Annotated in this window: 24 protein-coding genes and 1 riboswitch; of the genes, 8 read left to right on the forward strand and 16 right to left on the reverse strand. The window is 50.2% G+C overall.

Features of this window, described 5'->3' with window-relative positions; genetic code table 11:
• Window positions 1–65: 65 nt before the first annotated feature.
• Window positions 66–1,946 (reverse strand): beta-L-arabinofuranosidase domain-containing protein, encoded by a 1,881-nt coding sequence (locus tag PAEVO_RS12005; protein ID WP_100537752.1) that lies wholly within the window; start codon window positions 1,944–1,946, stop codon window positions 66–68.
• Between the two features lie 190 nt (window positions 1,947–2,136).
• Here PAEVO_RS12005 and PAEVO_RS12010 point away from each other — a divergent pair, with 190 nt between their 5' ends.
• Complete coding sequence (locus tag PAEVO_RS12010) at window positions 2,137–2,997, forward strand: helix-turn-helix transcriptional regulator (RefSeq protein WP_100537753.1); 861 nt, start codon at window positions 2,137–2,139, stop codon at window positions 2,995–2,997.
• Window positions 2,998–3,023: 26 nt separating this feature from the next.
• On the opposite strand, the gene PAEVO_RS12015 is transcribed toward PAEVO_RS12010, so the two are convergent.
• The 3 genes from PAEVO_RS12015 to PAEVO_RS12025 form a co-directional block, all read right to left on the reverse strand.
• Entirely contained in the window at window positions 3,024–3,818 is a 795-nt protein-coding gene (locus PAEVO_RS12015; RefSeq protein ID WP_100537754.1) for an SDR family NAD(P)-dependent oxidoreductase, read from the reverse strand.
• 118 nt (window positions 3,819–3,936) lie between these two features.
• Window positions 3,937–4,782 (reverse strand): aldo/keto reductase, encoded by an 846-nt coding sequence (locus tag PAEVO_RS12020; protein ID WP_100537755.1) that lies wholly within the window; start codon window positions 4,780–4,782, stop codon window positions 3,937–3,939.
• A gap of 115 nt (window positions 4,783–4,897) precedes the next feature.
• The gene (locus PAEVO_RS12025) at window positions 4,898–6,103 is read right to left on the reverse strand and encodes an MFS transporter (protein ID WP_100537756.1); all 1,206 of its coding nucleotides are present in this window, start codon (window positions 6,101–6,103) and stop codon (window positions 4,898–4,900) included.
• 191 nt (window positions 6,104–6,294) lie between these two features.
• On the opposite strand from PAEVO_RS12025, the gene PAEVO_RS12030 reads away from it, so the two are divergent.
• On the forward strand, window positions 6,295–6,699 hold the full coding sequence (locus PAEVO_RS12030; protein WP_100537757.1) for a winged helix-turn-helix transcriptional regulator: 405 nt from the start codon (window positions 6,295–6,297) through the stop codon (window positions 6,697–6,699).
• Window positions 6,700–6,836: 137 nt separating this feature from the next.
• Here PAEVO_RS12030 and PAEVO_RS12035 read toward each other — a convergent pair whose 3' ends face one another.
• Genes PAEVO_RS12035 through PAEVO_RS12050 form a run of 4 tightly spaced genes read right to left on the reverse strand, consistent with a single transcriptional unit; the run spans window position 6,837 to window position 11,727 of the window.
• Window positions 6,837–7,835, reverse strand: a complete 999-nt coding sequence (locus PAEVO_RS12035; protein ID WP_100537758.1) for an ABC transporter substrate-binding protein — start codon at window positions 7,833–7,835, stop codon at window positions 6,837–6,839.
• A 32-nt stretch (window positions 7,836–7,867) separates the two neighbouring features.
• A complete protein-coding gene (locus tag PAEVO_RS12040; protein WP_100537759.1) occupies window positions 7,868–9,583 on the reverse strand; it encodes an ABC transporter ATP-binding protein in 1,716 nt (571 codons plus the stop codon).
• Window positions 9,584–9,636: 53 nt separating this feature from the next.
• Window positions 9,637–10,671: a FecCD family ABC transporter permease gene (locus tag PAEVO_RS12045; RefSeq protein ID WP_100537760.1), complete on the reverse strand. Its 1,035-nt coding sequence runs from the start codon at window positions 10,669–10,671 to the stop codon at window positions 9,637–9,639.
• Window positions 10,672–11,727, reverse strand: coding sequence for a FecCD family ABC transporter permease (locus tag PAEVO_RS12050; protein WP_100537761.1), 1,056 nt, complete (start codon window positions 11,725–11,727; stop codon window positions 10,672–10,674).
• Window positions 11,728–11,958: 231 nt separating this feature from the next.
• Window positions 11,959–12,019, forward strand: a riboswitch (Fluoride riboswitch).
• A gap of 72 nt (window positions 12,020–12,091) precedes the next feature.
• Between PAEVO_RS12050 and PAEVO_RS12055 the strand changes: the two genes are divergently transcribed.
• Together PAEVO_RS12055 and PAEVO_RS12060 are read left to right on the forward strand one after the other, a co-directional pair.
• Window positions 12,092–13,417, forward strand: coding sequence for a voltage-gated chloride channel family protein (locus PAEVO_RS12055; RefSeq protein ID WP_100537762.1), 1,326 nt, complete (start codon window positions 12,092–12,094; stop codon window positions 13,415–13,417).
• A gap of 242 nt (window positions 13,418–13,659) precedes the next feature.
• Complete coding sequence (locus PAEVO_RS12060; protein WP_100537763.1) at window positions 13,660–13,872, forward strand: hypothetical protein; 213 nt, start codon at window positions 13,660–13,662, stop codon at window positions 13,870–13,872.
• A gap of 199 nt (window positions 13,873–14,071) precedes the next feature.
• Here PAEVO_RS12060 and PAEVO_RS12065 read toward each other — a convergent pair whose 3' ends face one another.
• From PAEVO_RS12065 to PAEVO_RS12075, 3 genes are read right to left on the reverse strand one after another with little or no spacing between them, the layout of a single operon-like run.
• Entirely contained in the window at window positions 14,072–14,755 is a 684-nt protein-coding gene (locus PAEVO_RS12065) for a hypothetical protein (protein WP_100537764.1), read from the reverse strand.
• Entirely contained in the window at window positions 14,752–15,642 is an 891-nt protein-coding gene (locus PAEVO_RS12070) for an ABC transporter ATP-binding protein (protein WP_100537765.1), read from the reverse strand. Before PAEVO_RS12070 ends, PAEVO_RS12065 begins: the two co-directional genes overlap by 4 nt.
• Entirely contained in the window at window positions 15,642–16,010 is a 369-nt protein-coding gene (locus PAEVO_RS12075; protein ID WP_009591066.1) for a GntR family transcriptional regulator, read from the reverse strand. The genes PAEVO_RS12070 and PAEVO_RS12075 overlap by 1 nt, the downstream gene beginning before the upstream one ends.
• A 231-nt stretch (window positions 16,011–16,241) precedes the next feature.
• On the opposite strand from PAEVO_RS12075, the gene PAEVO_RS12080 reads away from it, so the two are divergent.
• The 3 genes from PAEVO_RS12080 (at window position 16,242) to PAEVO_RS12090 (ending at window position 20,161) form a co-directional block, all read left to right on the forward strand.
• Window positions 16,242–17,375 (forward strand): phosphodiester glycosidase family protein, encoded by a 1,134-nt coding sequence (locus tag PAEVO_RS12080; RefSeq protein WP_100537766.1) that lies wholly within the window; start codon window positions 16,242–16,244, stop codon window positions 17,373–17,375.
• A 193-nt stretch (window positions 17,376–17,568) separates the two neighbouring features.
• On the forward strand, window positions 17,569–19,737 hold the full coding sequence (locus PAEVO_RS12085) for a restriction endonuclease fold toxin (RefSeq protein ID WP_243390750.1): 2,169 nt from the start codon (window positions 17,569–17,571) through the stop codon (window positions 19,735–19,737).
• A 19-nt stretch (window positions 19,738–19,756) separates the two neighbouring features.
• Window positions 19,757–20,161 carry an immunity 7 family protein gene (locus PAEVO_RS12090; protein ID WP_100537767.1) on the forward strand — a complete coding sequence of 135 codons (405 nt, stop codon included), beginning with the start codon at window positions 19,757–19,759 and terminating at the stop codon, window positions 20,159–20,161.
• A gap of 131 nt (window positions 20,162–20,292) precedes the next feature.
• On the opposite strand, the gene PAEVO_RS12095 is transcribed toward PAEVO_RS12090, so the two are convergent.
• The 4 genes from PAEVO_RS12095 to pxpB all read right to left on the reverse strand — a co-directional run bounded on the left by PAEVO_RS12095 (window position 20,293) and on the right by pxpB (window position 23,479).
• On the reverse strand, window positions 20,293–20,931 hold the full coding sequence (locus PAEVO_RS12095; RefSeq protein WP_100537768.1) for a pyroglutamyl-peptidase I: 639 nt from the start codon (window positions 20,929–20,931) through the stop codon (window positions 20,293–20,295).
• A gap of 65 nt (window positions 20,932–20,996) precedes the next feature.
• Window positions 20,997–21,755 (reverse strand): LamB/YcsF family protein, encoded by a 759-nt coding sequence (locus tag PAEVO_RS12100; protein ID WP_100537769.1) that lies wholly within the window; start codon window positions 21,753–21,755, stop codon window positions 20,997–20,999.
• Between the two features lie 6 nt (window positions 21,756–21,761).
• Complete coding sequence (locus PAEVO_RS12105) at window positions 21,762–22,763, reverse strand: 5-oxoprolinase subunit C family protein (protein ID WP_100537770.1); 1,002 nt, start codon at window positions 22,761–22,763, stop codon at window positions 21,762–21,764.
• Complete coding sequence (gene pxpB / locus PAEVO_RS12110; RefSeq protein WP_100539436.1) at window positions 22,760–23,479, reverse strand: 5-oxoprolinase subunit PxpB; 720 nt, start codon at window positions 23,477–23,479, stop codon at window positions 22,760–22,762. Before pxpB ends, PAEVO_RS12105 begins: the two co-directional genes overlap by 4 nt.
• Before the next feature lie 234 nt (window positions 23,480–23,713).
• Here pxpB and PAEVO_RS12115 point away from each other — a divergent pair, with 234 nt between their 5' ends.
• Entirely contained in the window at window positions 23,714–23,893 is a 180-nt protein-coding gene (locus tag PAEVO_RS12115; protein WP_100537771.1) for a hypothetical protein, read from the forward strand.
• A 132-nt stretch (window positions 23,894–24,025) separates the two neighbouring features.
• Here PAEVO_RS12115 and PAEVO_RS12120 read toward each other — a convergent pair whose 3' ends face one another.
• Window positions 24,026–25,237: a VWA domain-containing protein gene (locus PAEVO_RS12120; RefSeq protein WP_100537772.1), complete on the reverse strand. Its 1,212-nt coding sequence runs from the start codon at window positions 25,235–25,237 to the stop codon at window positions 24,026–24,028.
• Between the last annotated feature and the right edge of the window lie 3 nt (window positions 25,238–25,240).

Consider the following 25,240-nt stretch of genomic DNA (forward strand, 5'->3'; position numbering starts at 1 on the left):
GAACGCATATCTGTACAACAAAAAAACCGCGATCAACGCGGTTTTGATGATGCAATCCATCTTGCTTATTTCTTGTCGCCCTTTTTCCGCTCTCCAATCAGAGGAAATTCACCGATCCGAAGCCTGGCGCTTCCATACGGAACTAACTCCAATTCCGTCATGGGCTGTCCGTCCGTGTTCGGATGAAGCGGAGGGTTTCCGGCGTTGTTGCCTTCCATTTTCCAATCCCGAATCAGTTGGCCCTTAACCTTCACCCTGACAGGCGCATCCTTCGCCAGGAACGGCTGGCGGACCATATCCTGTTCTAGTACCTCGAATGACGTATCGGCGACCAAACCGTATTTCCAAGGCGAGGCAGGATATACCTCCCAATCGTGGAACATGTCGCGCTGCCGGATCATCTGCCAGTTCTCCTTCACGGGCAGCACATACACCAGAGGCCCTCTCTCAATGCTGGTAGCGTACATGCTGCGCGACACGGTCTTCACTTCCATGGGCAAATGAATCTCCAATCGGTCGCCGTTCTGCCAGTTCTGTACGATCCTTGCATAACCGGACTCCACCTGGAATGGCAATTCCTGCCCATTCAGAGTTATGACGGGATCGTCGCACCAGGCCGGGATGCGCAGCGATAGAGCGAACGACTCCGCGTGTTCCAACGACAATTTGATTTGAACGCGATCCTTGAATGGATATTCTCCGGTTACCTCGACTACAGCGGGAACGCCTTGACGACCGACTGTGGTTCTCACCGTACATGGCGCATAGGACACGGCAACAAGCCCGTCCTCCTGATCCTTCATCCATAAATGAGAGGTCAGCTTGGGCCAGCCCTGATGCATGTTAGCCGTGCAGCATCCGAAGTTCGGCTCCAGGCCGAAGACGTTGGCGTCCGGGCTGTTGCTCCAGGACCGCTGAGCGACATTGCAGATCATCTGGTTGACTTGCTGATCATACTGATGCGAGGTCCAATCCGGAGAGATGGCGGCAGGAAGCGCATTAAAAGCGACCTTCTCCAGGATATCCCCGAAACGTCCGTCCCCGAAAATACGCGTCAGCTGCTCCATCGAGAACATATACTCCACGACGGCACATAATTCCACGCCTTGACTCGGATGGGTGCCGGATAACCACTCGTCCCCGGAAAACATGCCGTGCGCTTGACCGTGGTACGTCATCAGGGAATCAATGCCCCGATGTACGCTTTCTCGCTCCACCGGATTTCCGTTCAGTTCATACAGCAAGCCCGGCGTTTTGATTCCCATCGCCACATTCACGACATGGGTTGTCCAATCCCACTCTTCGACCTTTCGCCAGAACGGAAAATCATGAAAGATATCGCTCCAGTCCGTGGTTTGTCCGGCAACGATATCGGCAAGCTCTAACAGAAAGGGCTGCTTCGTACGTCTATATAACCACACCATGCACAGCAGCATCTCTGCCCCCCTTGTTTGGGCCCAGCCCCGCAGCGGTTGTTCCTCGATAACCGAATGGACATAAGTGAAAAACTTCGTGAGAAAAGGGATGATCCGTTCATCGCCCGTTGCTTCTTCATGCTGCATCATCACTTTCAGCATGATCATGTAATGCCACCAGTCCTGCTCCTTATCAATATCCTGATTGACGGAGGTTATGCGCGCCGGACCGAACATGCCATTTTCCTGCTGACTGGTAAGCGACCACTCGACCCAGCGATTCGCTTTGGCAATCAAAGACTCGTCTTCAAGCAAATAAGCTAACGGAAGTAAGCCATCGACATAATACGGTCCCCGTTCCCAGCTCTCTCCTTGACCGCCGAGCCACCCATTCTCATCCCCTACGTCCTTCCACTGTTCTTCCAAATGTCCGGTAAACCCGCTTGCTTGAATCTCCAACTGACTCTTAAGCCAGCCAGCCGGTTTAATTGCTCTAAGCGGCAAGCTGTTAAAGGCAGGATTATGCAGCATCCATTCCACGCTCCTTGTTTCTGTCTTGTAGGTGCACACTCTGGTAGAAATATACCATCTGGGCCAGGCGTACCCTATACACAGAAACAACATCTTTTTATCCGATTGCAACTTGCTGTCTTATTGAATCCGGATCAGCAAAACGATTATCATAGAGAAAAGCTCGTTTGAGGAGGAGGCCTGGCCGCAGATGATCTTCCAGTTCACGGCGCCGCCGCTACCGCACTATATGATTTGTGGAGAAGATACCTATCAGGTAGGAGACAAACATCCGGATCGCTATAACATCGGGGTCTTTGATCTGATTCTGGTGACAAGAGGGACATTATTCCTGGAGGAGAACGGCGTTGCTTACAGGGTAAAGAGCGGCTGCCACCTGATTCTAAGGCCCGATGCCGCGCACCGGACGTATCTGCCCTGTCAGGAGGAGACCCACTTTTATTGGCTGCATTTTCAGACACTCGGTCGTTGGATTGAAACGGAGGAACTGACCCTTTTTGCCTTATCGCAAACCGATCAGCCTTATGTACAGATCGAGAGTTTTTCTTTTTACATACCCAAGTATGGAGAGCTGCCCACGATAGAGCAAGCGAGACTCCTGATCGAACAATTGCAGAACCTTCAGCAATCATCTTCTTCCGCGGCACGCTGGAAGCAGCAGCAGCTGCTGCATGAGCTGCTCCTGCTGTTTCAGGCCGAAGAGGAAGGAAGCCAGCATCAGAATCCTCAATATGCCATAGCCGAACGAACTGCCAACTATTTGAGACAACATTACAAAGAACCGGTGAGCTACCAGCAATTATCCGATGCGATGCATTTCCACCAGAACTATCTGTCGATCTGTATGAAAAAAACGTTTGGCTGCACGCCCCTGGAATTTCTGACTCGGCATCGGATCGAACAAGCAAAGCAAATGTTGATCCACACCAATGATCCGATTGGACGTATTGCCGAAGAATCCGGGTTCGGTTCATTTCCGTATTTCATTCGCTGCTTTGTTCGTTATACAGGCTTCAAACCCAAATCCTTTAGGCAAAAATACCGTTCCTAACAGAGCGTTCACAGCACCACGGTTGCTTAGAATACGCTTCGTACCAAGCCCCCGTCGATTCGAAGCGCTGAACCGTTAATCGCCGAGGATTTGGGACTGCTGAGATACGTAACAAAATCCGCAATCTCGTCTGGTCGAATCAATCGCTGAATAATGGAAGTCGGCCGATTTTCCTTCATAAACCGCTGCTCGGCTTCTTCGATCGAAAGATCCTCATTCGGATATAGCGTATTCAGCATCGTTTCCACGCCTTCCGTAAGAGTGGATCCAGGCATGACGGTATTCACCGTTACTCGGGTTCCTGTCGTCAGCTCGGCCAAGCTCCGGGAAAGGGACAGCTGCATCGTCTTGGTTGCGCTGTAATGTGCCATCTCCTGGGAAGGCATGACGGCTGCTTCACTCGCGATAAAAATAATTCGACCTTCATTGCGATTGATCATGTTCTTCAAATAGTGCCGGGTTAACCGAACACCGCTCATGATATTGGTCTCGAAGAACCTGAACCAATCCGCGTCAGGGATATCGAAAAATTCAGCAGGCTCAAAAATCCCTAAATTATTGATCAGAATATCAACGACCGGAGCAGCTTCCCTGACCTGATGGCAGCCCTCCTCCGTTCCAAGATCCGCCACGGCAATACGCAGCTCGGCATCCGGATGCACAGCGTGAATGTCATGGATCGTCTGTTTTACTTTATCCTCATGCCTTCCATTAATAATGACGGAAGCTCCCTCGGCTGCAAGCGACATGGCAATCGCTTTGCCAATACCGGATGTCGAGCCCGTTACCAAGGCGACTTTTCCCTTTAGATCCATATTCATTATGCTCTCTCCTTCCGTTATGTAGGATTGGACTCTCCTGACCCCTGTTGTGCTGCCGGCAGTACAGGAGAGCCACAATATTCATTACACTTCTATTCTTGCCGTTCACGCAGATTTCTTAGAAATCAAAATTGTCGGGATCCGGTCCCACTCTGTGATCCTGATTCAAGCTGTCGATGCGCTGCATCTCCTCAACAGACAATTCAAAGTCAAAGATGGCGGCATTCTCGGCGATCCGATGTTCTTTGGTCGATTTCGGAATCGTGACCACGCCGTTCTGTAAATCCCAACGAAGAATAATCTGGGCAATGGATTTATGATGTTTGTCGGCAATGTTTCGAAGCTCCTCTTGATCCAGCAGCTGTCCTTGCATTAAAGGAGACCAAGCCTCAAGCTGAATTCCGTTGGCCTGACAGTACGATTGCAATTCTTTTTGCGTTAATCGGGGATGATATTCCACCTGGTTCACCATCGGTTTGATTTCCGTTTCCTTCATTAACCGCTCCAGATGATGGATCTGGAAGTTGCTCACACCGATCGCTTTCACGCGTCCTTCTTTGTACAACGTTTCTAACGCCTTCCACGCCTCTATATATTTCCCTTCAACCGGCCAGTGTATAAGGTACAAATCCAAATATTCCAGGCCTAGTTTCCGTAGACTCTCCTCGTAAGCCTTCATAGTAGATTCATAACCCAGATCAGCATTCCACACTTTGGATGTGACAAACAGATCTTCTCGCTTAATACCGGCAGCTTCCAAGCCCTCGCGAATGCCTTGTCCGACGCCTTCTTCATTGCCGTATATGGCGGCCGTGTCCACGCTGCGATACCCATGCTGGATGGCTGTACGTACGGCATTCACCAGCTCCGGTCCTTCTTCTACTTTAAATACGCCTAATCCAAACCAAGGCATGTTGACGCCATTATATAAAATGGTTGTATCTTGTAGGTGTTGTGCTGTCATGTTGATAAACCTCCGAACATTTTTTTGGTTGTGATTAAATTAACCTATAATGAAGTATCTCCGATAAAACGCTTAGACATCACCTCCCTTCATCATAAAATAATCACTCAGGCATTCAGGCCGCTTGCTTATCCGGCTTCTCCGAGTTCTTCCGTTCCAGCTTCAAGCTCCATCCCGTAAGGACGAAGGCACCTACTACCATGAGCGCTCCGATCCATGCCGTATGAATCAGGCCCATGGAATTCGTGATCAAGCCGCCCAGAAAAGCCCCGATGGCGATGCCTGCATTAAATGCGGCAATGTTCAGCGCGGACGCCATATTCACGGCTCCGGGTGCAAACCGCTCAGCCAGCATTACGACATAAACCTGCAAACCCGGCACATTCATGAAAGCCAGAAATCCCATGAGAATAATCGTGATGAGTCCCGCTACTTGAAACGGTGCGGTAAACGTAAGCGTGAACAGCACCAACGCTTGGGCGATGAACATATAGAATAGTGCTTTAAGCGGGTTGCGATTGGCTGCCTTACCGCCGATCACATTCCCGACCGCAATGGCGATCCCGTATACAAGGAGGATAATGGCCACCGTATTATCCTTGAAGCCTGTTATATCCTGCAGCAATGGGGATAAATAAGTGAAGACCACAAAGGTGCCGCCATAACCGAGGGCCGTAATCAGGAGCATGAGCAGTAGTCTGCCATTCGTCAGCAGTTTAGCCTGATCACGGAATGAAGTGCGTTCTCCTTTTGGCAAGTCCGATGGGACCAGGATACTATTTGCAATCAGCGAAACAAGGCCGACCACAACAATCGCAACAAAAGCAAGTCTCCAGCCCCACTGCTGACCGATAAACGTTCCAAGCGGAACGCCGGTGACCGTAGCTACCGTCAGGCCCGTAAACATAATGGAAATCGCCGATGCCCTGCGGTTCTCAGGCACCACGCTTGCGGCGATGATCGAACCGATCGACATGAATACGCCATGGGAAAAGGCCGAAAGCACGCGTGCGGCAAGCAGAATACCAATGGAAGCTGCGCTGGCCGCCAAGCTATTACCGATGATAAAAATGATCATAATCCAGAGCAGCAACGTTTTTCTGGACATCCTGGACGTTAGCGATGTTAGGATTGGCGCCCCAAAGGTAACGCCCAGCGCATACATCGAAACGGTTAATCCGGCCGTCGTTACGGATATATTCATATCCTCCGCAATCAACGGCAGCAGCCCTACGCTGATAAATTCCGTTGTTCCGATAGCGAAGGCACTAACGGCAAGCGCCAGCAGCGCAAATAAACTTCTTCTTTTATCTATCATCATGGTGTTGATATTTCCCCCTATCCTATTCTCTTGCTTGTATATTGTAAAAATATTGAGTATGGTGTAATCCAGCTGGCAAATGCTATTATGATCTATATCGTTTTTTGTGTGAAGAACGTACTTTTTTGTAATGTAGGTACCTGACAGTACCCTAGGCACTTTTTAGTGCCTATAGAAATAGGAGGATGACTATGCAAGCAAAGAAATACAACATCGCCGTCGAAGCGACATTGGAAGTGATCGGAGGCAAGTGGAAATGCGTCATTCTGTGTCACCTGACCCATGGCCGTAAACGAACCAATGAACTGAAGCGTCTCATGCCGCATATCACGCAAAAAATGTTGACCCAGCAGCTGCGGGAGCTCGAGGATGATGGCGTGATCAATCGCATTATTCATAATCAAGTGCCGCCCAAAGTGGAATATGAGTTGAGCGATTACGGCATGAGTTTGAGCGGAATTCTGGATATGCTCTGTGCATGGGGAGAAAAACATATCACGAAAGTATATGGGGACAAATTCAGCGTGCTTGAAGATAGTATTCTGAATGATAAACTGAAAGTCTCGGAAGAGCCTACAACCACAGATGCACGCTAAACCTGATTGATAAGCGATCCTGATGCAAAAAAGGGCAAGGTCCGTGATTGCGGACCTTGCCCTTTTCGTATAAACCATCTCTTCCAAGCATATTCGAAATCGCCCAGCAATCTATCGGGGATCACCGATACCGCTGGTTATTTCGTGTCCTCCTTCTCTTTTTGGCTGACGATCATTTCCGTCACTTCCTCGGCCTGGGCCAGGACAGCAATGGGATCAAACGGCCAGAACCGCTTGGCATCCAGATAAAACACTCGATCCTGCTTCACCGCCTCAATCGATGTCCATACCTTATCCTTCTTATCCATCTCGGCACCGTTAGACTCATCAAAGAAGATATAATCGCCTGCATAATCGTTGAGCACTTCCAGGGAGACCTCTTTGTATGTCACGTTGGCATCAATCAATTCTTTTTGAATCGTTGCCGGAGGTGTTAGCTGAAGCTCCTTGTAGATCGCCAAGCCCCCGCGATAAATGCCGTCACCGTACAGATAGAAGGTTTTGCCGAATGCGCCAAAGATCGAGAACGTCTCTCCCTCTTCAACCACACCATTCACTTTCGCGCGCAGTCCTTCTATTTTCTCATCAAAATCAGCTAGCCACTCCTTCGCTTCTTCTTCTTTGCCTAGAATAGCCCCCAATCCCTCCACTTCTTCGTGCACGCTTCGATAGGTTTCATAAGGGAGAATGACCGTCGGTGCGATTTTGGACAATTTCTCGTATAATTCCGGGTCCGAGTTAGCGCTGATAATCAGGTCGGGGTTCAATTCCACAATCTTTTCCGGAGCGCTTTCCCCCGTGTTCTCTATGCCCTCAATCATGTCTTGAATATGGACGTTCTCGAGATCCGTCGCTGTCGCGCCGACCGGCTTTTCTCCGAGCAGCAGCAGAGTTGGCAGGTAGGCATCAACTACAATTCGCTCGGGAGCGGCCGGAATTTCGATTTCTCCGTTAATCGTATCCACCTTTCTAGTCGTGGGCGCTGAGGCCTCAGTCTGAGGCTTGTCCGTGCCCGCAGCGGTTTCACCGGCAGAGCCCCCATTATTCGCGGTATTTCCATTCCCGCTGCATCCCGAAATAACGATCGAGCATAAGACAAGCGTGGAGAGCATGACACGTATTTTAGACTTGAACATGTTTTATCCTCCTAATAAAATGATGGCTGGATTTAAGCTCCGAATTGAGCTCGATGTAATCGGCTGTATATGCCGTGCGCCGCGAGCAGATCCTCATGGATTCCTTGTTCGGCAATGCCTTTGTCTGCAACAACCACAATGCGGTCTGCATTCTTGATCGTTGCGAGCCGGTGTGCAATCACCAGGGTCGTACGTCCCTCCGACAGTTCGGCCAGCGCCTGCTGAATCGCCGCTTCGGTCTCCGCATCCAATGCAGACGTCGCTTCATCCAGAATAAGAATCGGCGGGTTCTTGAGGAACATCCGGGCGATCGACAGGCGCTGTTTCTGTCCGCCGGACAGCTTAACGCCTCTCTCGCCGATTAAGGTGTCCAGCCCATCCGGAAGCGAAGCAACCAGCTCCTCAAGCTGGGCACGGCTCACGGCTTCCATCATGTCGCTCTCTGCAGCGTTGAGCCGGCCGTAGGCAATATTTTCGCGGATGCTGCCGTCAAACAGGAAAACATCCTGCTGCACGATGCCAATATGGGAACGAAGGGATTGCAGCGTCATGTCTCGGATATCGATCCCGTCAATCGTTATCCGCCCGGCTTCAATGTCATAGAAACGAGGCAGCAAAGAGCACAACGTTGTCTTGCCTGCTCCGGAAGGACCCACAAGCGCAACGGTTTCACCTGCTCGGATGGACAAACTGACATTCTGCAGCACTTGATCTTTGTTCTCGTACCCGAAGGATACCCCGTCAAAGGCAATGTCTCCCCGCAGATGGTTAACCGGCTTTGCATCCGGCGTATCCGCAACGTCCGGTTCGCTCTCAAGCAGCTCCAAATAACGCTTAAAGCCGGCGATTCCCTTCGGATACATCTCAATGACCGCATTGATCTGTTTAATCGGACCCAGGAACACATTGGACAGCATAACAAAAGCGATAAATTCCCCGTTGGTCATCCGGCCTTCGATCACGAACCAAGTACCGCACACCAAAACGAACAGGGAAATGAATTTCATCAGGATAAAGCTGATCGAAGAATTCCAAGCCATAATGCGGTAGGCAATCAGCTTTGTCACGCGGAAGCGGTTGTTGTTCTCAGCAAAACGCGTCATTTCATGCTCCTCATTCGAAAAGGCCTGAACCACGCGGATACCGCTGACGTTGTTCTCCACACGTGCGTTGTAATCGGCAATATCGGAGAACATGCGCTTGAACGCTGCCGACATTTTTCCGCTGAAATACAGCGATAAATAAATCATCAATGGAACGATCACAAACGTCATTACGGCAAGCTGCCAATTAATCCCGAGCATGATGCCCAAGGCTCCGGCAAGCGTCATAAGGGCAATGAACAGATCTTCCGGACCGTGGTGGGCAATTTCCCCGATATCCATCAGGTCGTTTGTCATCCGCGAGACTAGATGCCCCGTCTTGTTATTGTCAAAAAAACGGAAGGATTGCTTCTGCACCCGATCAAACAGCTTTTTGCGCATATCCGTCTCAATGTTGATGCCGAGTTTATGCCCCCAATAGGTGACCACGTAATGTAAGAAAGAACTGACAACATAAATGCCGAGAAGACCCAGACAAGCGTACAAGATCCACTTCCAGTTGCCGCTCGGCAGCAGGTCGTCTATCACGCGGTTGACAGCAACCGGGAATATCAATTCCAGCAAAGCTGCAAAGATCGCGCAGCAAAAATCCAATATGAACAGCCCTTTATAAGGCTTGTAGTAGGAAAAAAATCGACGCAGCATAAGGACCTCCTTAATCCGTAATTCCGTTATAGAAATGAGCAAGTCCTTCCCTTTTAAGCTCTCGACCTGGATAGCAGGTAGAGGAAATAGGGAGCGCCAATTACCGCAACCACGATCCCCGTCGGAATCTCTGAAGGTTGTATGATCCAACGTCCAAGGGTATCGGCCGTGATGACCAGCAATGCACCGACCAGCGCTGTTACCGGCAGCAGCATCTGATGCTTCGCACCGACCAAGCGCCTGGACAGGTGGGGCGCGATAAGTCCGACAAATCCAATTCCGCCGCTTACCGCGACGCAGGAGGCTGCTAAGCCAACCGCCGCAGCCAGCAGCTTCAGTTGCTCCCTAGTGACGGAAGCACCGAGTCCGGTTGCCATCGATTCTCCAAGATTGAGAACGTTCATCACCTGCGCTTTGTACATGACGAAGGGCAGCAGCACAAGTATCCATGGGAGCAAAGCCAGGACGAACTTCCAGCTGGAACCCCAGATGCTTCCTGCTAGCCAAGTGGCAACAAACTGGTATTTTTCAGGACTCAAGCGCAGCGTTAGCACGATCATAGCCGCACTAATGCCAGCCGCAACGGCAATCCCCGTTAAGAGCAGCCCTGTCGGCTTAAAGCCCTGATTCTTCTTATAGGCCAGCACGCATATTAAGGCAGCGGTTAAGCTTGCCCCAATCAGTGCAAGAACCGGCAGTAAATAGACCGGGGCCGCCGTCGTGCTCGGGAAAAATGAAATAAACAGCATCACCATCAAGCCAGCTCCCGCATTAATCCCCAAGATTCCGGGATCCGCCAGCTCATTACGGGAAATCCCCTGCATGACGCAGCCCGATATCGCTAACCCGGCACCAATAAGAATTGAAATCACGATCCGCGGCAAACGGAATTCAAACAGCACCAGTTCCTGCTTGTCCGTCCCGCTGCCAAACAGGGTTTTTATGACCTCAAACGGCGATAAACGGATCACCCCCGTGTTCATACTGATCAGAAAGACCAGAATGATTAATGCAACCAGGACAAACAATGTCATGAACCTGCGCTTCCTGCCTTTTCGTTCATGCATATTATTGGTAACAGCTTCCATTCACAGTTCCCTCCTTTCTTTGCGTGCCAAGTAGAGGAAGAAGGGCACCCCGATCAACGCGATGATCGCGCCCACCGGTGTCTCGTAAGGGGGGTTCACCATTCTTGCCGCAAGGTCGGCAATGACGACCAGCAAGCTCCCAAGTACTGCCGAGCAAGGAATGATGAGCCGGTAATCCACGCCGACCAGCTTGCGCGTGACGTGCGGAATCATGAGACCGACAAAGCCTACCGCACCGACAACCGAGACGGCAGCGCCAGCCAGCACCAGCACGATAACCGTTCCGGCCAGCTTGACGAGTCCTGTTCGCTGTCCGAGCCCGCGGGCAATTTCATCGCCGAGGCTAAGCATGGTAATGGAGCGTGACAACGCAATAGCTCCCAATATAGCAGCGGCGATCCACGGCAGCATAATCTTCAGATGGACCCACTTAATCCCCGCCGTTCCGCCGGCATACCAGAATGCCATGTCCTGTCCGACCTGAAAATACAATGCGATGCCTTCGCTCAGCGCACTTAACAGAGCACTAAGCGCAGCACCAGCCAGAACAAGACGTACCGGTGTCAGACCGCCTTTTGCCATGGAACTGACACCATACACGAGGACCGCACCTAATCCTGCCCCAAGGAATGAGAACAGAATCAGGTACATATAAGGCAGCCCCGGAAAAAATGAAAAGCAGAGGGCAATGGCAAAACCCGCTCCCGCATTTAATCCGAGCAAACCTGAATCAGCGAGCGGATTCCGGGTCATCCCCTGCATGATCGCGCCCGATACCGCAAAGCAAGCGCCCACCATCGCACCACCGAGGACCCGCGGCAAGCGCAGCTCCTGTATAATCTGATGCTCCGTCACATCGGGATTAAAGAAGAACACCGCCTCCCATACCTTTCGCAGATCAATCTCGGCCGCCCCGAGTGATATCGATAAAGCTATGCCAAGCACCAGCGCTGCCACGCCTCCGGTGAGAATCAGGGTCGCAGCCCATGGTCGCCCCTTGAGTTTAACGTGGGTCTTGGAATCTGTAAGACTTGGATTGGACGTGTTTGATGACATCATTTTCTCCTCAATACTTTGATATTGATTCTCATTATCATCTGTAATGATAAAATAAAGCTCTTTCCTGCGTCCATGGACATCTTGAATTTCTTACCTGAAAAAAGTCCATGTCCAAGTCAAGCACTTTTCTCCAAATTAAAGCATACCTCTTTTGGCTCAACAAAAAGCTCGCTCCCGATGGATTGTGCCATTGACACAGAAACCTCTATTCCATTACAATAAATGCTAATTGAATGAGGCGATGGAGTTCGCCATAACCGCTTCGATAGCTAATGACTCCTACCAGAGGTCGCTTTCCTGGTAGGAGTCTGTTTGTATATTGAAGGGTCAGCGGCGAATACATAGAAACGGGTGAATTTGCATGATTAAAAAATGGCTTGAAGGTACCGAAAAATGGCCCTACGCCTTGTTGTCCGGTTACTTCATCAAATGGATCGTTCTGGGAAGCTTCGTTGGATTGATGACGGGCAGTGCCTCCGCCTTCTTTCTTTACAGTCTGGACGATGTAACCTCCCTTCGCATGGAGAACCCTTGGCTGCTGTTCTTCCTTCCCTTGGGAGGCGCCGTGGTCAGCTACCTATATTACAAGTTTGGCAAGAGCAGTACCAAAGGGAATAACCTCATCCTTGAACAAATCCATGGCGGTGCGGAATCCATTCCATTGCGAATGGCGCCTTTAGTTCTAATCGGAACATTAATCACGCATCTGTTCGGAGGCTCCGCAGGACGCGAGGGCACTGCCGTTCAGATGGGAGGATGCTTATCGGAGTGGTTCGGTAAGCTAATCCGCGTAACGCCGGCGTATCGAAAAATCCTGCTTATCTGCGGAATTAGCGGCGGCTTCGGATCCATTTTCGGCACGCCGCTAGCGGGAACCCTGTTTGGACTTGAAGTGCTTGCCATCGGACTGATCTCGCATCAAGCACTATTGCCAGCATTCGTAGCCAGCTTGGTCGGGAACCTGACCGCCACCTCTCTGTGGGGGGTCAGCCATCTGCATTATCCGATTGGAGACATTCCGGCTTTGAGTTTCATAGTGATCCTAAAGGTGATTCTGGCCTCGATACTCTTTGGTCTGACAAGCCGACTATTCAGTGAGCTAACCCATTCCTTGAAACGGTGGTACAGCTATTTCTTCCGGAATCCGATGATCAAAAGCGCTGTCGGCGGCATCATCATCATTGGACTGGTTTATCTGCTTGGGACACGCGATTATTTGGGGCTGGGCCTCCCCCTGATCGAAGCCTCCTTCACAGGCGAAGTATCGCCTCTCGCCTTTCTCGGCAAAATCCTCTTTACCTCGCTGACGCTCGGAGCAGGGTTTCAGGGCGGAGAAGTTACCCCCTTGTTTGCCATCGGGGCAACGCTTGGCAACGCGTTGTCGGGATGGATCGAATTATACGCACCGTTCCTGGCCGCACTAGGATTTATTGCCGTCTTCTGCGGAGCGACGAACACGCCAATTGCTTGTTTTATCATGGGAATCGAACTGTTCGGCGGGGAAGGTGCCGTTTATATGTTTATGGCCTGCGTTATCAGCTACCTATTCTCCGGGCACTCCGGCATTTACACCTCCCAACAAATCGGCATATCCAAACACCCGTACTTCTCGTTTCCGCTGGGCACCACGCTTGCGGGAGCGAAGATGTTAAACAAACAGAAGCACAACAAAAAGACGTCCGAGTAATCGGACGTCTCCGGCTGTTGAGAAAGTCTCGATAGCTATTTTTTGTACATTCAATTCAACACGACGCCGCATTAATGTACCGTTTTTATTTATTTGAATTATTGTATTAGTTCTATTTATATTGTTTTATTTCGTAACTAATTACCCAATCGAGTTGTTACTAATAATAAGTGGCAGTTTAAACGTTTGAAAAATCTATCAAATGGGATTTGAATTTCTTGAACTTGAGGTGGAAAACAGCTATGAAAAATAGAAATAAAACAGGTATTGTATTGGCCATAATATATTGCATTGTCCTTTTTGAGATTTTAACTGATGCCCACCCTGGTGAAGCTCCAAATAATCCGCTATGGGTATACTCATTGATTCCACTTGGAGCTGTTGTGATTACCTCTCTTTTTGATTTTGTGATCAAATTCGATTTGTTCGATTTCTTCAAAAAAAAGAAAACGTGAATGGAGTATAAAAAATGACAAAATAAAAATTGCTAACACTTTTTTGGCAGGAGTTCTACTCTCTACATCTTTTTCAATTCCAGCCCCCCATCCCCCCCTTTGAAGTGACCATTTGAAATGTGAGAAACCCTGTCCTTTGAAAAAGGACAGGGTTTCTTCGACAATCTGAGACGTCCGAGTAATCGGACGTCTTTTTGCCTTACACCGAGCTTTTGCGAATCGAGCGGTAACTGACGAGTGCGATGATAACCGAGATGGGAATGAGCCACAGGGACAATTCAAAGGCAGTACGTTTCACAACCCAGTCAATCACTTGCCCCCACCGGCCGTATTGGGTGATCAGTACGCTGACCACCGACAATAGAATGAAATAGGCCGCAAGCATGACAAAGGTCTTGATGCCGCGATTACGAAGATAGAAGACGCCGATTCCTATCCCAATAAAGGCAAATGTAAGAAGCAATATGAAATAAATGATGAATTGTTCTAACAGCGTGCCGTCATTCAAATACGGCAGGTTGAAGAACGATATCCGGTCTCCCCAAGAACCCGTAATGCGTTCAATTTCGGCTAAAACTAATAATATAATCGACGTAAAGACGCTGTACGATACCACCATCAGAACAGAGCCCAGATAGAAGTCCGTTCTTCGAATGCTGAATCCGAGGGAGAAGGGAAACAGCTGCAGCACCGATACCAGAGCCGCGATAAACACATAGATAAAGATCGTTGCCAATCCCCCGGCATAGAACGCTTCACCATCAACCAATACGCTGATAATGTAGTTGATCAGAAAGCTGAATGCCGTGATGGCCCAGGGCAAATAAAACCAGGATAGTTTCTGTCTCGAATAAATATGGATTACGCCAGGAATTCCGTTCATGGTTGGATCCCCACCTTTTCGCGCTTAGTTAAATATACGATCAATTGTTGAAGGGAAACGGGGGTTGTTTCCAAGCCCAATTCCTCCGCCTCTTTATGCAACCTCGTAGTCGCACTTCCCATCACCGTGACGGACAACATGGAAGCGAACGATTCCCGATTTATCACTTCCTGCCCTTGGATAAACGATTCAACCGTTTCGGAAGGACCGACGATCTTAAACGCACGTCCCCGCAGGTCATCCGTGGCATCGTCAAGCAAAATTCGGCCGGAATCGATAACGATGATATGCTCCAGCAATCTGCTAACCTCATCAATCAAATGCGTGGACAGAATAATCGTGCGCGGATGATTCGTGTAATCCTCAATCAGATGATCATAGAACAGCTCTCTTGCCACGGCGTCGAGTCCAAGATAAGGCTCATCAAAGATCGTGATCGGTGCCCGGCTGGCGAGTCCGACGATGATGCCTACCGATGAGAGCATGCCGCGGGACAATCTCTTTACGAGTCGTTTCATTGGCAGCCGGAATACCTCGATCAGTTTGTTTGCATATGCCGCATCCCAATTCGGATAAACGTTAGCTGCAATTCCCATAACGTCCTTGACCGTAAAGATATCCGGATATTTCTGGCCTTCCTTAATGAAGCATACCTGCCGGATCACCTTCTGATTTTCGTATGGATGCTCTCCGAATACGCGAATCTCCCCTTGGCTCGGAAACAGCTGCGCCGTTATCATCTGCATGATGGTCGTTTTGCCCGCGCCGTTCCTGCCCAGCAATCCATAGATCTTATTCGCCTCGATGGTAAAGCTCACATTATCGACAGCCGTCGCATCCTTGTATGCCTTGCTCAAATTCTTGACTTCGATCACGGTTTGGCTCATCAGTCTTGCTCCCCCCTGCGGATCATTTCCGATAATTGATCTTTGGTAATCCCAAGTTTGGCCGCTTCCTTAACCATGGCGACCACGTACTGTTCATAAAATTCCGTCTTGCGCTTCTCCATCAGCAGTTCACGAGCTCCAGAAGCTACAAACATGCCAATCCCCCGTTTCTTGTACAAAATTCCTTGATCGACCAGCAGATTAACCCCTTTGGCAGCTGTAGCCGGATTGATCTGGTAAAAGGCTGCAAACTGATTCGTTGATGGAACCTGCGTTTCCTCAGGCAGTCGTGCTTCGATGATGTCATCTTCAATTTTGTCGGCAATTTGCATGAATATCGGTCTGCTGTCATCAATCTGAAATGCCATTTACCTCACCAACTTTCGTTTATAACCTCGTTACATAATTGGTTAGTTACTCATGTAATTAACCATATAGGAGATGAAGCTCCTTGTCAATGGGTTCTCGGGATTTTTTTACAAAAACAAGAGAGATACTGGACTTTAGTCCTAAATAAATAGTCCCTGCAAGCCGATAAAATATAGGCACATATTCTACGCCCAATACAGATAAAGAGACAAAGGAGCTTGAGAGAAAACATGAAAAGAATCATTGCAATCGTTGTACTGGCCATGCTGACGGTCATGACACCGCTTTATGCCGCATCCGCCCCCAAAAATTTGGCCTACGTGGACAAGAACAGCCAGTCCTTCATCTCGGTCGGGGTACTCAAGACCTATGACGGTGTAAAGGTAGCTTATACAGCTGCAGAGAAGAAACTCAACATCACCCGTGAAGATACTGCTCTCACGCTATATCTGGGCAGTCGGAATGCCTATATAAACGGAAAAAAGGTTCAGGCTAAAGCAGCCCCGTTTTCCGAGAACGGCTCTACTTATGTACCGCTGCAATTTGTCAGCCAGCATCTTGGGCTTAAGCTGTCCTGGAGCAATAACAGATCCACCCTGAACATTACGGACGGCAGCGTGTCAAACACCCTCCCCGTTCTTTCGGGGAACATGATGACCCGTTCATCCAAGGCCGTGACGTCGGCCAGAAAAACATTTAAAGTGGGCTCCCGTTCCTTCAGCGCACAGGTCGTCACCGTTTCGCTGCTCCATCCGAAGGTGGAACTGGACGTTGTTTTGGCAGGCAATAAAGCAGGGAAAGTCGAAGACTTGCGGAGCATAGCAAAGCGCAGCAACGCCGTAGTTGCCATTAACGGAACGTTCTTTGACGCCTATACTTCAGGAGCGTACAGAGCACCGTACGGTTATTTGGTCAGCAAAGGCAATATTTTTCACAAGGCCTCGGGAGATAACCGGACGATCTTCACCTATGACAGCAATAATCTGGCGACGATGATGCCAGGACTCGACTTCAAATCCGTATATGATGCAGGCCGTATGGAAGGGGCACTTCAGGCGGGTCCGCGTCTGTTGACCAATGGCAAGGTGACGCTGGACGTCAAGAAGGAAGGATTCAAGGATCCGAAGATACTAACGGGCGGCGGCGCACGAAGCGCACTGGGTATCACGAAGGATCATAAGCTGATTATGTTAACGACAGGCGGCGCTACCATTCCTCAACTGGCTGAAATGATGAAGCAGGCAGGTGCCTATCAAGCAATGAATCTAGATGGCGGGGCTTCCAGCGGATTGTATTATAACGGCTCTTACTTAACGACGCCAGGCCGTCAGATCAGCAATGCCATCGTCGTAAAATATCAATAATGAACCCTCTCCTCTGGTTAACCGGATCTTCCGCCGGCTGCCAGAGGAGTTTTATTTTATGAACAGCACTACCTCCCCTTCGAGCCGCATATGCTGATCAAAGAAATGTTTCACTATGAGGACCATTTGTGTAAATATCTAGCAAACTGTCTATAGGGAGCGATTCGTAAGATAGTGGTTCATTCAGCGGGGGGTGGATTCGATTACATCGTCTATTGCGGTCATTCGGACGAGAATCAGGGACACGATCGAGGGGATATATCGGGTTTGGAAGGAATGGATTGGGAGGTACCCTTTGATTGCCAAGGTGTATCACTTATTTTCCTGGCTTTCCCTGCTGGTGCTCGTTATAAGTCTGGTTCTGATCGAAGAGTCGCGGACCATGCTTGTGCAATATTTGTGGTCTTTCTATGTACTACTGCAATTTTGGCTGCTAAGCCGGAGCAAAACCGTTACCTGGAAGCAGGTCAGCTTGTTTGTACTCTCAGGGGTTCTTTTGGTCATTCCCTTGACTAACGGGACCATGCAGGGACTTCATTTGATTTTTGGAGGACGGACGACCGACACATGGTCATTCGCCGTCATGACACCGGTCGTAGAGGAAATCTACAAGCTGCTGCCGCTGGCATTGTATTTATTTTTTTCAAGAAGAGCCACGACGTTAAGCCTGAGCGATTATATATTATTAGGGGCTGCTCCCGGCATTGGCTTTCAATTTATGGAGGAGCTGTCAAGACGCTTGGTCCAAAGCAATTACGGGGTGTCTTTTCTCGGCGGCAAAACGCTCCACTGGGAGTTCTTCGATTGGTTTCCGGGCTACTTTGAGGAAAGCTTTATTCCGACCATGATGAATGTTACGCATCCTGTACATAGTGCCATGATCGCGCTTGGAATCGGCATTGCATTTCGGTACGCCAAACGTCTGACACGCTGGGTCTATGCATTTCCGGCTGTCCTTCTGCTCTGGGCTATCCTGAATCATGCGGCCTGGAATGGACAGAATCGGCTGCCGGAGTGGGTACTTACTCTTCATGAATGGACCGGTGAGGGCTACCGAACCGAAGGCTTCTTCCTCATCCTGCTGGTTGCAGGGTTGTTCATCGATTATTTCGATCTGCATCGAATTCGTGACCGTCTCCCGGTTCTGAAGGGTGAGGCTCTCATCAATCCATTAACGGAATGTTGGCAGATGACGCGGGCTCTCTTTACAGACCGGAAACGCCTCGGTTACCTGATCGGATTCTACCGAGAACGACGCGAGCTCGGATATTCGTTATTGTATGGCAATCTCGAAGCAGCAGGCCAAAGGGATCAGGTCCAGGAAAATGTAAGAAAGTATACCGCTGTTCTGGGAGTCATCGGCATCCTCATACTTGCTGCCGGGATTCTGTCCAGTATCGGCGCTTCGATGATAGCTGGCGACTCCTCTTGTTTCGCGTGCTTATTCGACTCTCTTCAAAACTGGTGGGATCGGCTTAGCGGCTGGGAACAAGCGGGTCTCATATTGGGAGCTTTTGCCCTTTCCCTGCTATTTGTCAGCTTCTGGCCTGCGCTTGGTATTGCCTTGACCGGTGCCGGCATTGCCGGTGGCGGACACGAGATTGCCGGATACATCCGTGACCCGAAGAAGCTGCTATCCCCACAAAATGCGGCCGCTGCCGTGTTAGCCGTTATCCTCAGCCGTATTCCAGTCGGTAAAGGGATATCTTGGCTGTCCAATAAGCTGGGCCCACGAGCCAGGAGGTGGCTGGATACACTCGCCGAAAAAGTCGGCTTGAAAACGCGCGCTGAGCCGGATACTCCAACTGGCGGAACTCGCGATCCAAAGCCTGACGGTACGAATGAACAACCGGAAGAGAATCCGAGGAAGCCAGATGGTGACCATGAGAATAAACCTGATGAAGATAAGCCGAATCCAGATAAGCCTGACAACGAAAAGCCGGAGGAAGAAAAGCCAAAAGACAAACCCGATGATGAAAAGTCTGACGAACCAAACGACACACCGCAAGAGGTGCCGAGATATTCCGGAGAACTGCAGAAGGTTAACAAACCGGATGCTGCCGCCGATGCGCTTGCGGAGCGACTTGGCGGAGAATCGAGAATGAAGTTTGATTCCGACCCCATCGGGCGGGAATTCGACGCCGTTAGCGATGAATATATTGCCCAGACCAAGCCGGCATTGCAACAGGTTAACAAAAAGGTCCGTGATCAAATGAAAGCGACCTTTGAAGCAGCGGAGCAAACCGGCAGAAAGGTCTACTATCATTTTGAAGGGGAGCCTGCCCAATCCGTCATTGACAAATTACATGAATACAGCCAAAGATATGGTATAGAAGTCCATATTGATACCGATCCATTATAACGACAAGGAGTGAACATTCATGTATGAATTTCACGGCTGGGCTACCATCCAGGAGAATCCTGCCGAAGCGGATGCCGGGCAGCTTGACATGATCATTCAGAAAATACAGCTTAAGATGACCGAGTTTGCATGGGGCAGCGGCTTGCTATCCTTAAATGCGGCTAACGGCTCCTATTACCTTCATGTCGGAGGTTTTACGAACCGCAAGGGAGCTGAGGCTGCCGAGATCGTAGCGCTGTACCAATTGATTGGCGAAATCGCTCCCGGCTCATACGGTCTTCTGTATACCCGAGATGATGAGAATCTGGAGGGTTATGACAACGAGTTCCGGGTTCAGGTGCTGGCACGGGGACAACTACGGGAACAACGCGATTCGTTTCTCTCCCCTTGCGTCCCGGTGATCGAAGATGAGGTCGATGAATGACCATATGAAATCATAGAAATCCCGCAACCCCACCATGTTTTGTTCTCATGGTGGGAAGCTGCGGGATTTTTGTTGAGCCGTTATCGTTGGTATATCCGAATGGATATTACCAATGAATGAGTGACAGTAACTTAAGCTCGTCCATTCAATTCATCCATCGTTGCCTGCACGATGATCCGCAGGCCATTCAACATCGTTTCATGGGATAAGGTCGGCAAGGCCGGCTTCTCCACGGCCATCTCCGTCGATGCCGGAAAATGCACAAAGCCGCCTATGGCAGAACTTTGCTGAAGGCGAATTTCGTTCAAAACCGCATACATCGTATTATTGCAAATATACGTTCCAGCAGTATTGGAAACCGAAGCAGGAATTCCAGCTTCCTTCAGTCGGTTGACCATCAAACGGATTGGGAGGGTCGAGAATAGTCCGTCCGGTCCGTCAGCGTCTATGGGCTCATCTTGAGGTCTTGCACCCCGATTATCCGAAATCGTCGATTCCGGCGGTATGTCCTTGATATTAATGGCGATCCTCTCCGGTGTAATGGCGGTTCGTCCACCCGCTACGCCGCAGGCAATGACCGCATCGGGTTCGTATGCCTTCATCTCTTGCAGCAGAATGTCCGCACACTCATCGTAATGCACGGGAAGAAGCAGCGTTCTGATTTCTGCACCGGGGAAGTCGTCGTGCTTGATCTCCTTAACCAGTTTTTCGGTTGGATTGATAGAACTTCCGCCAAAAGGTTCAAACCCTGAAATTAATATTTTTAACATCTGTCATATCTCCTGTACTCGTTTATGTAAGCTGCCGGATCACGTAATTAGCATCCTGACTTTTATTATAGCAGCGCTTGAATGCTTACACCTTCAGCTTCAAGCCGTGATCGCAAGGTGCTGGCGAACAGCGATGCGTGCGCGCCATCTCCATGAATGCATACGGTATCTGCAGTAATGGGGATCACCTTGCCGTTCAGGGTAACTACCACTCTTTCTTTCACCATCCGCACGACTTGCGTGACCGCAGCTTCGGGATCGGTTATGATGGCATCCAGCTGATTTCTCGGCGTGAGGGTGCCGTCATCCCGGTAGGTACGATCCGCAAACACTTCGCTTGCTGTGCGAAGCCCTGCCCTCTCCCCCGCCGCGATTAACTCGCTGCCTGCCAACCCATACAGAATGAGCGTCGGATCGATATGCTTGATTGCGGATGCAATCGCATCCGCAAGGGGTCTGGAGGTCGCTGCCATATTATACAGAGCACCATGAGGTTTTACATGCTGCAGTCCGGACCCTTCCTGTATCGCAAAAGCCATCAAGGCTCCAACCTGATAGGTTACCATATCATAAGCTTCGGCAGGCGTAATCTCCATTCTTCTTCTTCCGAAGCCGGCCAGATCAGGCAAGCCCGGATGCGCACCGATCGCGGTACCGTTTGCGATAGCCTGACGGACCGTTGCCCTCATGACCGCCGGATCGCCTGCATGAAATCCGCAAGCAATGTTGGCCGAAGTTATACTGCGAAGAAGCTCCGTATCATTGCCTAACCTGTAAGCACCGTAGCTCTCTCCCATATCGCAGTTCAGGTCCACACGAACCATGCTGACTCACCACTCCTTTAATTTAAGCTTGATCATGGTTTCCAACATTCGAAGCTCTCGAACGTGAGCCGTATAAAGCTGTTCTGCGTCTGCCAAGGATATTTCCGCAAAGCGAATGGCCGCCCCAGGCGACAGCTGAGCGATCAGCGAAATATCGATGGTCGCCACTTGTGCGATTTTGGGATAGCCTCCAAGCGTCTGCCGATCCGCCATTAGAATGATGGGCTGGCCATCTGCAGGTACCTGCACCGTTCCAAGGGCTACCGGCTCGGATATATATTCTTTTGCATGGCTTAATTGAAGCAACGGGCCGGACAATCGGTAGCCCATACGGTCCGATTGCGGAGTTACGGTGAACCGTTCTCCGAGCAGCGCCTGCTTGCTGCCTTCGTCAAAGTCATCATATTGACGCCCTTTCAGCACGCGTATCACCGCCTCCTGTCCTGGACCAGGATACCCTTCAGCAGAGACGGCCCATTTTACGGTGAGGAAACCGCCGTAATCATCAAGATATCGTTTAGACGAAACCAGGGGAAGCCGAGAAGGATGGGCATGCAGCGTATCCCCTTTCTTCAACGGTCTCCCTTCATGCCCGCCGATTCCGGCCCTTAAATACGTACTGCTGCTTCCCATTACCTGGCAGACATCAAATCCGCCCGATACGGCCATATAAGCGCGACAGCCCGTTACCGGCTGTTGAAAGCGCAGAACACGGCCCGCTTTGATCAGCACGGGACGCCACATAGGAACCTTCACGCCTTCGATCGATGGCGATAGATCTCCGCCTGTAATGGCGACCCACCGATCGCTATGAAATTCAACCGCGAATCCTGACCATGTAATTTCCAGAACGGCCCGTTCATCCTCATTGCCAACAAGTCGATTGACGATCCGATAAGCGTAGTTATCCATGGCTCCTGCCATTATAATACCGTATCTGCCGTAACCCCGTCTTCCCGCATCCTGAAGAGTAACAAGAAGTCCCGGCTTTATAACGGTTATACTCATAGACCCACTTCCCTTATCTGTTCGTATTCCTCCGCTTGAATAGGCCGAAACCGGATATATTGCCCGCTCTTCAACAGCGTTGGAGGCTCAGCTTCGGGACGAAATAAAGCGAGCGGCGTCCGGCCGATAATCTGCCACCCGCCCGGCGTTTCGATCGGATAAATGCCGGTTTGCGTGCCGGCGATTCCTACTGATCCAGCCGGTATAAGCAGCCTTGGAGTCTGTTTCCTCGGTGTCGCAATTTGCTCCGGGATACCTCCGACATAGGGGAAGCCGGGCGCAAATCCGATGGCGTAGATTAAGTAATCCTGCCCGGAATGAATACGGATGACATCCATGGGAGAAAGGCGGTTCTTCTGAGCGACTTCGTCAAGATCCGGTCCATAGTCGCCCCCGTAACAAACCGGAATGTCAACAACCTCATATTTTGTGATGTCCTTCTCCCCAGCTTCCTCCTCCATCCGCTCATCCAGCATCGAGCAGACATAAGCAAACACCGTATCGAATCCGTCTGGTTTGCCGATCTTATCATAATCATAGTAAACCGCTAAGCTCGTATACGAAGGGATGCATTCGATCCAGCCTTGAAAAGGGTTCTTCTCCAATCGCCTCGCCATAGCTGTAACCAGGCGATGTACCTTCTCGCTCACGATGTCTTCGAATTGAATGAGAACAGCCGAATCCCCTAAAGGGAAGAACGAATAAGACTTACTCATAGGACATTCTCCGTTCCATATGGACTGCTGATTGTCGTCAATCATTGAATGATTATTCCTATGATAGCAGAGAAACGGGCATCCGTTGAATATGAAGTTAAATTTTTGGTCGATAGAATCAGAACAGCTGGCTCTGTACGGATCCTACCAAGCGTCCATGCTGTTATCTGCATAATTTTAGGGAATGGTTGGCAAAATACAGAAGTCGTACTTTAATAAGGAGGTGCCACCCACATGAGCCAACAAAACCATAACCGTAACGAACCGACAAAAGCAGAAGTACAAACCACAAAATTGAACAAAATGCCGATTCCAGGTGAATTTGACACCGAGATCTCTGCCGAAGAAGCAGCCGAGGTGTTTAAACAGCAGCAGCAACCAAACGCTGGTCATAGTTCCGAGAACCAACAATAAGTAGAAGACCTCACGGATCATCCGTTGTTTACAGGATCGTCCGTGAGGTCTTTTTAAGTGTATTATTTTACAGTCATTCGGGTTTTTATGGTTTAATTAGCCATCCATGAAGCTCTTATTTAAGCTTCCGGTTTAAATCCCCTTGGTGCCTAACCGCTTCGCAAGTTCCGCCAAATCCTGCCCTTTAAGGGCTCCTTCCACCAGCTGCGGAAGAAGCGCAGGAGTGCATGCAAAGCAAGGTGTTCCGTCTCTCGACAGTGACCTGGCTACCTGCTCATCATAGAACGGTTTTCCCTCGTCGGATAATGCGAGGAGACACATCGTCTTGACTCCCGCTTCCCGTAATTCACGCATTCGCCGGATCAGCCCGGCTTGATTGCCGCCCTCGTACAGATCCGAAATGATGATAAACAGAGTCTTTTTCGGTTCTTCAATAAATTGCTCGCAATACGCAACGGATTTATGAATATCCGTTCCGCCGCCAAGCTGGATGCCGAATAACATATCCACCGGATCATTGGCACACTGCTCCGTCAAGTCAACGACTTCCGTATCGAATACAACCACACGGGTGTCGAGCGAAGGTATGCTTGCAAATATGGATCCAATGACCGAAGCCCAGATCACGGATTCCGCCATGGAACCGCTCTGGTCGATATCCACGATGACGGTCCATTCTTTGCTGCGTCTTACTCTGTCAAAATAATAAAAACGCTCCGGAATGATCTGCTTGCGGTCCGCATCATAATTTTTCAGATTTCGCTGTATCGTCCGCTTCCAGTCAATACCGCTGAGCGAAGGAAGCGGTGTATGCTGCCTGCGGTTCAAGGCACCAGTCACTGCCCTGCGAATATCATCCTGCAGGCGCTGGACAAGCTCGTCCACAACCGCCTTCACCAGCAGGCGTGCCGTATCCTTGGTTTTCTCGGGAATCTTGCCTTTCAGGGACAGCAGCGTGCCAACCAGCTGTATATCCGGCTTGACCGTAGCCAAGACCTCCGGTTCAAACAGCAGCTGCTTCCATCCCTTTCGTTCCATGGCATCATTCTGGATAATGGACACCACGTCCTCCGGAAAAAAGGAGCGGACATCACCCAGCCACTGCGCGAGCCGGGGAGCCGACTTTCCTTGCCCGGCTGCCCGCTGCCCCGCGGACGCACTTCCAGCTTCCGCCCCGCCGTCCGTATTATCATAAATCGCGGCGAGCGCACGGTCCATAATCATTTCTTCCTCCGACAGCTGTATGCTTCCCCCGGCGCTATAGCCCGCTAGCTGAGGTTCAGCCGACTGGCCCAGAATGAGCCGCCAACGCGATATTTGGTTTGGTTCCGTTATGCAGCTCATCGC

Origin of the sequence: Paenibacillus sp. GM2FR, assembly GCF_002803325.1 — a bacterium.
Lineage (GTDB): Bacteria > Bacillota > Bacilli > Paenibacillales > Paenibacillaceae > Paenibacillus_AQ > Paenibacillus_AQ lautus.